At 33.5% G+C, this 10,451-nt stretch carries 9 protein-coding genes; 1 reads left to right on the top strand and 8 read right to left on the bottom strand.

Features of this window, described 5'->3' with window-relative positions; translation table 11 throughout:
• Positions 1-105: 105 nt before the first annotated feature.
• The 6 genes from B6A10_RS15165 to clpB form a co-directional block, all read right to left on the bottom strand.
• The gene (locus B6A10_RS15165) at positions 106-378 is read right to left on the bottom strand and encodes a DUF4242 domain-containing protein (RefSeq protein ID WP_188221529.1); all 273 of its coding nucleotides are present in this window, start codon (positions 376-378) and stop codon (positions 106-108) included.
• A gap of 130 nt (positions 379-508) precedes the next feature.
• Positions 509-1,375 (bottom strand): DUF808 domain-containing protein, encoded by an 867-nt coding sequence (locus B6A10_RS15160; protein ID WP_188221528.1) that lies wholly within the window; start codon positions 1,373-1,375, stop codon positions 509-511.
• An 80-nt stretch (positions 1,376-1,455) separates the two neighbouring features.
• The gene (locus B6A10_RS15155) at positions 1,456-2,055 is read right to left on the bottom strand and encodes a nitroreductase family protein (protein ID WP_188221527.1); all 600 of its coding nucleotides are present in this window, start codon (positions 2,053-2,055) and stop codon (positions 1,456-1,458) included.
• A gap of 107 nt (positions 2,056-2,162) precedes the next feature.
• A complete protein-coding gene (locus B6A10_RS15150; RefSeq protein WP_188221526.1) occupies positions 2,163-2,516 on the bottom strand; it encodes a bleomycin resistance protein in 354 nt (117 codons plus the stop codon).
• Between the two features lie 217 nt (positions 2,517-2,733).
• Entirely contained in the window at positions 2,734-4,560 is a 1,827-nt protein-coding gene (locus tag B6A10_RS15145) for a hypothetical protein (protein ID WP_188221525.1), read from the bottom strand.
• A 459-nt stretch (positions 4,561-5,019) separates the two neighbouring features.
• Positions 5,020-7,626 carry an ATP-dependent chaperone ClpB gene (gene clpB / locus B6A10_RS15140; RefSeq protein ID WP_188221524.1) on the bottom strand — a complete coding sequence of 869 codons (2,607 nt, stop codon included), beginning with the start codon at positions 7,624-7,626 and terminating at the stop codon, positions 5,020-5,022.
• Between the two features lie 150 nt (positions 7,627-7,776).
• Between clpB and ytxJ the strand changes: the two genes are divergently transcribed.
• Positions 7,777-8,166 (top strand): bacillithiol system redox-active protein YtxJ, encoded by a 390-nt coding sequence (ytxJ, locus tag B6A10_RS15135; RefSeq protein ID WP_055091206.1) that lies wholly within the window; start codon positions 7,777-7,779, stop codon positions 8,164-8,166.
• An 84-nt stretch (positions 8,167-8,250) separates the two neighbouring features.
• Here the strand turns inward: ytxJ and B6A10_RS15130 are convergent, their stop codons facing one another.
• Both B6A10_RS15130 and B6A10_RS15125 read right to left on the bottom strand, forming a co-directional pair.
• Complete coding sequence (locus B6A10_RS15130) at positions 8,251-9,414, bottom strand: hypothetical protein (protein WP_188221523.1); 1,164 nt, start codon at positions 9,412-9,414, stop codon at positions 8,251-8,253.
• Complete coding sequence (locus tag B6A10_RS15125; protein WP_188221522.1) at positions 9,411-10,397, bottom strand: DUF2157 domain-containing protein; 987 nt, start codon at positions 10,395-10,397, stop codon at positions 9,411-9,413. Before B6A10_RS15125 ends, B6A10_RS15130 begins: the two co-directional genes overlap by 4 nt.
• Positions 10,398-10,451 lie beyond the last annotated feature (54 nt).

Raw genomic sequence — 10,451 nt, 5'->3', positions numbered from 1 at the left:
GACAATTTTAGTTTTTTTCAGCAGAAGTAAAAATCAAACCAAATAGACTGAAATGAAAAAACCGCCTCAAATTATGTTTTGAGACGGCTTCTTTTGTTTTTACTTTTATTCTGCGGTGACGGGATCGATGATTGTGGAAACCTTACTGATGGAATTAGCTGGAAATCCGCCTTGTTTGGCGTGTTCAAGAATCATTTCTTCATTTGGTGCGTTGTAAACACAATAGATTTTATTATCTGTTACATAACTGTGAACCCATTGAATTTCAGAACCCATTTTAAGCAATACTTCACAAGAGGTTTGTGAAATTGCTTTGAGCTGTTCAGGAGTTAATTTCCCGGCTTCGGGAATTTCTCTTTCAATAACATACTTTGGCATTGCTTTTAGATTTAGAATTAACGTACTGTTTTTTTTGTGAAAGTACTAAGTTACGAAAAAATAAAAGCTGTTGTGTTGAAACAGGGTGTTAATCTGTTGTTTATTAATGAACTAAAAATGTTTTGTGGAATTATTTTTTTATAATTTTTTTGAAAAAAGTTACAACTCCTAAAGTTATAAAACCAAATAAAAGTCCGATACCAAACTCTTTAATGATAGCCGGTAATTGTGGTGCTAAATGATGTAAATATTCGATGTTGTGAACAAAAATTCCTCCGGCAACCAAAATCAGTGCAATAGTCCCGATGATAGCTAAACTTTTAATAACTTTCGGTAAAGCCTGAACTAGTATTTTTCCAATAGATTTGGTAATGCTGTTTTCTTTGGTACTCATGGCTATTAGTTTGAAACCGGTTTCATCCATACGAACAATCAAAGCCACAATACCATAAACGCCCACCGTAGCCAGTAAAGCAATGATAGAAACCACTACTATTTGTTTCGATAAAGTTTCTTCAATGACCGTTCCTAAAGCAATAATGACAATCTCGACCGATAGAATAAAATCAGTGATAATAGCCGACTTGATTTTGTCTTTTTCAATAGTTAAAATTTCTTCTTCGGTAAAAGTTTTATCAGTGATGGTTATTTTGTCGTGATGATGAGGAAAAAAGAATTCGTATATTTTTTCGGCACCTTCATAAGCCAGATAGAGTCCGCCCAAAACCAAAATGACAATAATTGCCATAGGCGAGAAGGCACTGAGTAAAAAGGCTATGGGAAGTATAATTATTTTGTTAAGCAGTGAGCCTTTAGAAATTGCCCATAAAACGGGTAATTCTCTGGAGGATGCAAATCCGGAGGCTTTTTCGGCATTTACAGCCAAATCGTCGCCTAAAATTCCGGCTGTTTTTTTAGCCGCTACTTTACTCATTACAGCCACATCGTCCAAAAGTGCAGCTATATCATCTAATAATGCAAAAATTCCTGATGCCATTTAATAGTTTGGGGTTTGTTGTTTATTGTTTGTTGAAAATGCTATTTTCATTGTCATTGCTATTGCTATTGCCATTGAAATTAAATGCTGTCAATCACACTTTCTAATGCTCTTCTTGATTTAGGAGTTACTTCGATACGGTTAAAATCATCTTCAGCACCATAACCCACCGCCATAGCAAATAAAGGTTTGTAATCGCTCATTCCTAAGATGTCGCTGTATTTGTCGGATTCGATTCCTTCCATCGCAGTTGAATCTAATCCTAGAGCAATACTTGCAGTCAAACCTACACCCAGCGCAATATAAACTTGTTTGGCGAACCATGTTTTTAAATCGGCTTCCGGAGTACTGGCTTTGATTTTGTTGTACCAGTCTCTGCGGGCTGCCGGTAATTCGGCATCAACAACTTTTTGAAAAGCATCTAAATCATCTGCCACAGAAAAAATTACTAATAAATGCGCCTGATTGATTTTTTCGGTATTGTGCATCGAAACCGAAGCCAGTTTTGCTTTCATTTCCGGATTTTGCACAAAGGTAAATTTCCACGGCTGAATGTTAATGGAAGAAGGTGTAAGGCGCAAAATTTCTTTTAAATCTTCTATCTTATCCTGTGGAATCGCTTTGTCGGATTGGTAATGTTTGGCAGTATATCTTTTTTGAATTAATTCTAAAATGTTCATTGTTCTATTTTTCTAAATTGAGTTCCTGCAAATTTAAGGTATTTATGTGTATTGTAGTAAAAGGTTTTATTGGCACGCAGATTTAGCAGATTATAACAGATGAAATTTTAAGTTATGCTTTCGCCAAAAGTCAATAAATTATTGTCCGAATCGAGTAGAGCAAACTCTTTTTGTCCCCAGGGTTTGTTTTGCAAAGGCGCATTAGGATGAATAAGGACTTTTTTATCCAGTAAAGATTGGTAAAAGTCCTCAATGTCTTGGGTACGAATATAAACCTGCCCGTAATTGTCTTCCGGTTTTAACTCTTTGAATTCAAAAAAATGAATTTCGATGTTGTCTTTTTTAAGCAGTAAATAATCACCAAAATCCCCAATTTCAGTAAAAGCTAATTGGTCAATGTAATAACTTTTGGATGCGGTTTTATCCCGCATGGGTAGTTTAGGAATGATGGATATAAGCATGATTTCGTTTTTACTAAAGGTAATTATTTTAAAAGTTTATTGCTTATCAATTTTAAAAATACAGGCTAAGTAGTAATCAATTGCGTCAATCTTGTCATGCTGACGAAGGAAGCATCTCCGTAAGATTTAGGCTTGTTGCTATTATTTACTCACTGTTGCGGGCACGGAAAGCATTTCCGCGCTATTGGGATCAAAAGGCTTCGCAGAGCTGGGGTATTTATTCTTCAAATTTGTAATAATTGAATAAACCTAATTCCGTTTTTCCCATTGACCAAAGTGTAAAATCCTTTAGGAAATTATATTTTGAAATTATTTTTTCAGCTTCTTTCAATGTTTTTTCATTGCTATTATTTTCTTTAATATTTTGATGTTTCTCTATTTGAAATTGTATTATTTTTAATATATCTTCTTTTCCTTTATTAATTACTTCTGGATTCATACTTAATTTTGCTTGTTCAAAAATGGGCTTAGTTAGTGAAGATGTCATTTTCAAAATTGAATTTGTCATTTTAGTCAAAGGATCATTATCATCGTCATTAATTATTAAATTTTCAAGAGTAGAATTTAAATAATCTAAATATTTATTTGAATTATCAAGAAAGTCAAAAGGATTTAAAAATATTTTAGATTGATTATTTTTAAAAGTTAACATAGTTTCTTTTATGAAAAGACCCTTTTCATTTTCTTCAAAATTATGCTTAAGTCTTTCAATAACATTGTCATCAATCGCAATGATTGGATAAAAAGCTGTTTGTTCAAGTTTGTAAGCTTTTACCAAACCACCTGAAAAAATCATATTATTATCTGCGTAAAAACTACCAATTGAGATACCTCCTCTTACAAAAAATCCTTTTTGCATCATTGAAAGTTGATAAGCTTTTACAATACTTGATAATGAGTGAAATTGAATATGAAAATCATTTCCATATTCAATAAAAGGAAGTGAAATACAGAGGCAGTCGGAAAACATTCTGTATTCTAAAAATTCTTTAACATCGGTTTGTACTTTGGAATCAATCATATTTTCGATTGAAACTTTAATTGCAATTTCTAAAGTATCGTGAAGCTCATTTAAAATATTTGAACTTTCATCGGAATCATATTCTTCTATGATCGAAGTGAATCCAAGTATATCAATAAAAGCTACAATTCTTTGTTCTGTATCTACTAAATTATTTTTGAATAATTTTTTTGGAGTATCAATAATTTTTACTTCCATACGTTGATTTAATGATACTTTAATGAAACACTTCTCAAATATTGAAGCAATTTCATTTTCTATAATTGTAAAATCTAATTCTTTTTGTTTTAATAACAATTTAGTTAGATCTTCAATCTCTGATAAAATTGTATTTATATTATCATTGAAATCATTAGAGTCATCGAATTTTCCACCATCAAATTTGACATCTAAACATCTACGAATTAAAAAATCAATTTCTTTCATAGATTTAATCCAAAAGTTATCTATATTATTATCCTTTTGAAATTCAAAATGGTATTTTTTAATATTTCTTTTAAAAGAATCTATAAAAATTTTAGAGGTATCTTGCTTAAATGTTTCGTCTATGGTAAAACTTTTTTCTAAAGTGTTACAAATTACCTTCGTTGCCCATTGGGAAAAATGAATTTTTATTACTTCTTTAAAAGGTGTTTCAGGTAGATATTGTTGTGGAATGGGATAAATATTTGAAATTAAATCATCTGCATAAATTTCTAATAATTGTTCAATAAAAATTTGAGAAGTATATTTTGACCAAACGTTAATATTTATTGCATCAAAAAAAACTTTTTTCTTTCCATCAATATTTATTGTTTTTGCTATTGATTTAAATTCTCTTCCTATTGTCAAATATTGTGTGTTAAAGCTTTCTTCGCAATAGCGTTTAATTTCACCATGAATATCATCTGTGAAAATTATTCCGTCTATTGTTGAACTTAAAAAAGTTTGCTCTCTTATAATTTCTAAAAGATTTAAAAAATATTCTTGATTATGTTCAATAAAACGTTCTGAATTGAGTGAGTAAAGTTTATATATTATCATACTATAAATGATGATTTGTTGTCTTGAGGGACGATTGTTACTAACTCTTTTATAGGTGCCATAAAAGGTCCAATCTATCCAAAATTGGGCGGTTTTGTGCTATAAATGATGCTGTTGTTTATTTAGCTAATATATTTGTTTTTTTTTACAAATTCATATAAGAGTTTTTTATTTGTAAGATAATTTTTGATACGTTTTTAAGAATAATAAAAGTTCTTTCTAGCCCTGATGGAAGCGGCATCCTCATGTGGTAGCGACAGTGGACAAAATAGATACAGCGTACAGCAGGAGGGAAGTACTTATAGAAAGCTATCGTTATGCTCCTAAATAAAAAAAAACACCAATCGGTTAGGACTGGTGTTTTTAGGAGTTTGTTATTGCGAGCGATAGCGCGGCAATCTCACGATTAAAGGCTAGTAGCTCAAAACTTAGTGAGATTGCTTCGTTCCTCGCAATGACTTACACTTCGGCTTTTTCGCTTTGGTTTCTGAAAACCAATTGGCCGTCAAAAGCGTCTAAAAGTATGATACTGTCGGTTGTGATTTTGCCGGACAGGATTTCCTTAGACAATTGGTTCAAGACTTCTCTTTGAATCACACGTTTTACAGGACGGGCACCAAACTGCGGGTCAAATCCTTTTTCAGAAAGGTACTCGATGGCTTGCGGAGTAGCATCCATAGTAATGCCTTGTTGTGCCAGCATTTTAGTTACCGACTTCAATTGTAAGCCTACAATTTGAGCAATATTCGCATTGGTCAACGGCGTAAACATCACAATTTCATCAATACGGTTGATGAATTCCGGACGAACCGTTTGTTTCAACAAGCCTAGCACTTCTACTTTGGCTGCCTCGGTTGCTGCTTCGATTCCGCTTTTAAGGTTCTCGAATTTCTCCTGAATAATCTGGCTTCCCATATTAGAAGTCATGATGATAATGGAGTTTTTAAAATCGGCCAATCTTCCTTTGTTATCAGTCAAACGTCCTTCATCCAATACCTGTAACAGTATATTAAACGTATCTGGATGGGCTTTTTCAATTTCGTCCAAAAGAATTACCGAATACGGTTTTCTACGAACAGCTTCGGTCAATTGCCCCCCTTCATCATAACCCACATATCCCGGAGGCGCACCTACTAAACGGCTTACGGCATGACGTTCCTGGTATTCACTCATATCGATACGGGTCATGGCATTTTCATCGTCAAATAGATATTCGGCCAGAGCTTTGGCTAATTCGGTTTTACCTACACCGGTTGTACCCAGGAATAAGAAAGTACCAACCGGTTTTTTCATATCCTGCAATCCGGCACGACTACGGCGAACGGCATCACTCACGGCTTCAATAGCTTCTTCCTGACCTACCACACGACGGTGCAATTCTTCTTCCAGATGCAGGAGTTTTTCTCTTTCTCCCTGCAACATTTTCACCACCGGAATTCCGGTCCATTTAGCCACTACTTCAGCAATATCTTCACGATTTACTTCTTCTTTAATCAAGGAATTACCATGTTGGTTTTCCTGTAATTCTTTAAGTAATGCATCCAGTTGTTCCTGCGCTTCTTTGATGCGTCCATAACGGATTTCAGCAACTTTTCCGTAATCACCTTCACGCTCGGCACGTTCGGCTTCGTATTTTAGATTTTCAATTTGGGCTTTCTCTGCCTGAATGTTATCAACGATGTCTTTTTCTGATTTCCATTTGACAAATATTTTATTGCGATCTTCTTTTAAATTGGCCAATTCCAAACCAAGAATTTTGAGTTTGGCTTCGTCTTTTTCGCGTTTGATGGCTTCGATTTCGATTTCCAACTGCATTACTTTTCGATCCAAAACATCTAATTCTTCCGGTTTTGAATTGATTTCCATACGAATTTTGGAAGCTGCCTCGTCCATTAAATCAATGGCTTTATCCGGTAAAAAACGATTGGTAATGTAGCGTTGTGATAATTCAACGGCTGCAATAATTGCCTCATCTTTGATTTGTACCTGATGATGTGTTTCGTATTTTTCTTTGATTCCACGCAAAATCGAAATGGCACTTTCGGTGTCCGGTTCGTCAATCAATACTTTTTGGAAACGTCTTTCTAAGGCTTTGTCTTTTTCAAAGTATTTTTGGTATTCGTCCAAAGTCGTTGCACCGATAGCTCTCAATTCTCCACGTGCCAAAGCCGGTTTTAAAATATTAGCCGCATCCATGGCACCTTCGCCACCTCCGGCACCAACGAGTGTGTGGATTTCGTCAATGAATAAAACAATATCTCCCTCGGCAGAAGTGACTTCTTTTACCACCGATTTCAAACGTTCTTCAAATTCTCCTTTGTATTTGGCTCCGGCAATCAAAGCTCCCATATCGAGTGAGTACACAATTTTTTCCTTTAGATTTTCTGGTACGTCACCATCTACAATACGATGTGCCAAACCTTCGGCAATAGCGGTTTTACCTACACCCGGTTCACCAACCAACATTGGGTTGTTTTTGGTTCGACGAGTCAAAATTTGCAACACACGACGAATTTCTTCATCACGGCCAATAACAGGATCCAGTTTCCCGCTACGCGCCAGTTCGTTTAGGTTTTTAGCGTATTTATTCAGTGAATTATAGGTTTCTTCGGCAGAGGCAGAGGTTACTCTTTCGCCTTTACGCAATTCTTCAATGGCTGCTTTCAATCCTTTTTCAGTAACGCCCTGATCTTTTAAGATTTGAGCAACTTTAGATTTGGAGGCAAAAATAGCCAGAATTAAATGTTCGATGGAAACATATTCATCGTTCATTTTTTGTGCAATAATTTCTGCTTCAGTCAGAGCTTTATTAGCTTCTCTGGAAAGCATTACATCGCCACCGGAAACTTTAGGAAAACTTTGAATCGTGCTGTCTAAGACCTGTAAAAACAACGGTACATTGACGTTGAGTTTTTTCAAAATGAAAGGTGCCACATTTTCATCTACTTCGAAAATAGCTTTGAAAATGTGTTCGTTTTCAATTTGTTGTTGGCCAAAACGTTGTGCCAATTGCTGAGAAAGCTGAATAGCTTCCTGCGATTTGATTGTAAATTTATTAATGTTCATATTTTTTATAGATTTGGATTTAAACTTATTACTTACCTTTGCAAGCGTTGGGACAAATTATATTCCATATCAAATTTAAAGACAAAACGGCGTGAAAACCATGATTTTTATCAGTTTTAAATGTCAAAAAGTCATAAAATAAGTCAAATTATGAGTTTTTTTAAAAATATCTTCGGGAGTGATGAAACTCCAAAACAACAGGAACCTAAAATTAATTGGGAAAAACTAACCGATTTGGATCAGTTAGCTGAAATTATGTTTAATTCGAATGAGAAACCAGCGGTTATTTTTAAACACAGTACCCGATGCAGTATCAGTAGAATGGCTCTGAAGCAATTTGAAAATGAATTTGCTTTACAGGATAAAGTTACACCTTATTTTTTGGATTTATTAAACTATCGCGAAATTTCAAATGAAATTGCCAATCGTTTTCAGGTACAACATCAGTCACCACAAATTTTGGTAATTAAAGACGGAAAATCGGTTTATGATGCTTCACATTCGGATATTGATGCTTCAGTTCTTGAAGAAGTAGTGTAATCCAATTAATAAAAATAAGAAGCCACGAATTCACGAATTATGATATTTTAATTCGTGAATTCGTGGCTTTTCTCTTGACTTAGTTTAAAAATTCCCACTTGAACCACCGCCGCTAAAATCACCGCCTCCAAATTTCATTTTAGATCCATCAACAGCTGTTGGTTTTATACTCATTTGCGTAGCGGTAATTAGTATCTCGGCATTTGCAAGGGTATTTGAATTTAAAAATCGGTCTATTTTAAAAGTAATACCCAATTCCTTTTCTTTAATTCTTTCTATTGTAAAATAACTAAAAAAGAAAACTATAATTCCTCCAATAGTTAGCGCAATTTCTAGGGGGAGCAACGCGTAATAATACCGAATACTATAGATAGAAAATGTTAACGCTAGTACTCCAATCCAAAGCATTATTCGATTTCTTGTTCTAAGTCCGTTCAAAATATAGGCTACAGGTACAAAAAAAGTAAAAATATAAAAGAAAGGAGCAAATGTAATATCTTGACCTTTAGGTGTTTCGGTTCCTAATAATATGATTGATAATTCTCTAACAACTAAGTAATTACCGGCTAAATAAAATAGGATTAGGCAGTAGTTGTTTGCAAGTTTTAAACCTTTATAGTAGTAATTGTTTTTGGTCTTTTCTAGAGTTCCTTTACTTAACCAATACCCAATATTGGCAAATAACATCATAATGAAAGGTAATAAAGATTTTGTAATTTCACCTATTTCAAATGAAGTGTAAGCTATAGTAGCAGTTGCTGCAATGCAAGCAATCAATGCTGACGAAAGATGCAAATAACGTAGGTAAGTAATAATAGCAGCTAAAGTAAGTACCAAAGCAACCAGCAATTCCTCTCCATTAGTAGAACTACCAACGAAAGCACCCAATGAAGTCAGGAAACCAAAAAGAAAAGCATCGTCTAATCCCTGACCAAAATAATTTTCACGACTTAAAAATTCCAATCCAATAATACCAACGAGCGCAATTATTAATAATATTATCGATAAGTGATTTTGAAATAATTGAAATAGAGTTAAAGATAAAGTTCCACATATGGAGGAATACATTAAACAACCTAAAAGAAAAAATCCTAATCTAACTAAGAGGTTTTTGTTGGTTTTTAAGTGACTAAGTTGGCTATGAATATTTTCAAATTGTTCCTTAGAAATGAAGCCAGCATTTTTTAAATCCTTTGCTTCATCAAGTAAAATGGAGTTGTCCAGCAAATTTTTATCGTAGGCTATCATTTGTTATTCTTTTTATTAAAATTCTTAATTTGTTTGGTAAATAATAGGATAGAACCAACAAAGTATACTGGTCCCAACAGGATATAAAACTCAAAATTAATGAAGGAAGAAAGTAAATCTATTATTTTAAATAAAAGGACATTGAATCCTATGTAAGCATAAATATGTAAAAAGAAAAAAAGCGATAATGCCTTACTTTCAATACTTTTGAAATAGAAATAAATGATACTTAAACCTAGAATTAGTTCAAAAACAAACCAATATGTTTCGAATAAATTAGCAATGCAGGCTATCGAAATAAGATGTAAGGCAAATGTTAGAATGATAAAGCTAAAATGTTCTTTTAGCTTCGATTTTTCACTGTATATGGTCCAAAGAATCAACAGAATTCCTAATCCCAAGGCGGAATAAGTCAAATCTGGATTTTCATAAATTTGATTGTCTAAAATCGCTGTTGGATTAATACTTAAACCGATATAAGCGGTTAATCCTGATATAGCAATTGAAAGTGAACTTTTGTTATCAAAATAATAGGCGCAAAAGAAGCTTACCAGCGTAGGGACTAAGGTCGCTAATCCATAATGTGTTCCAAAAGTATTATACTGTAGTTGTAGATATCCAATAAAAATGCAACTGAGTAAATTGGCCGCTAAAACCAAATAATCAAAGACAGGATTAGAAAATGTTGTTTCTGTTTTTTTGAAGCCATCAAAATTTTTGAAGCAAAAATAAAAACTAACGAGAATAAGAATTAATAACAAACTTAAGATAGCGGTATGTCCTATGGTATCAATATTTTGATAAATTAAAATACCCATTCCCGAACTAAACATTACCACAGAAAGATAGAGTAGAATTTTTAACTCGTTGTAAAGTGAAAAAAAGTCCCTATTTCGGTAGTTATTAATTTCTGAAGCTTGCTCTTGTGAGATGAAGTCCTGTTCGACAAGTGTTTGAGTCCTTTTTTGATGCAATTTTTTCATAAAATGTAAATGATTCTATCAAAAATACATTTTAAATTCAAACGATTGTTATAA

Origin of the sequence: Flavobacterium pokkalii (assembly GCF_014596575.1) — a bacterium.
Lineage (GTDB): Bacteria > Bacteroidota > Bacteroidia > Flavobacteriales > Flavobacteriaceae > Flavobacterium > Flavobacterium pokkalii.
Note: the sequence above shows the minus strand (reverse complement) of the source record. Positions and strands in the feature narration are given on the sequence as shown.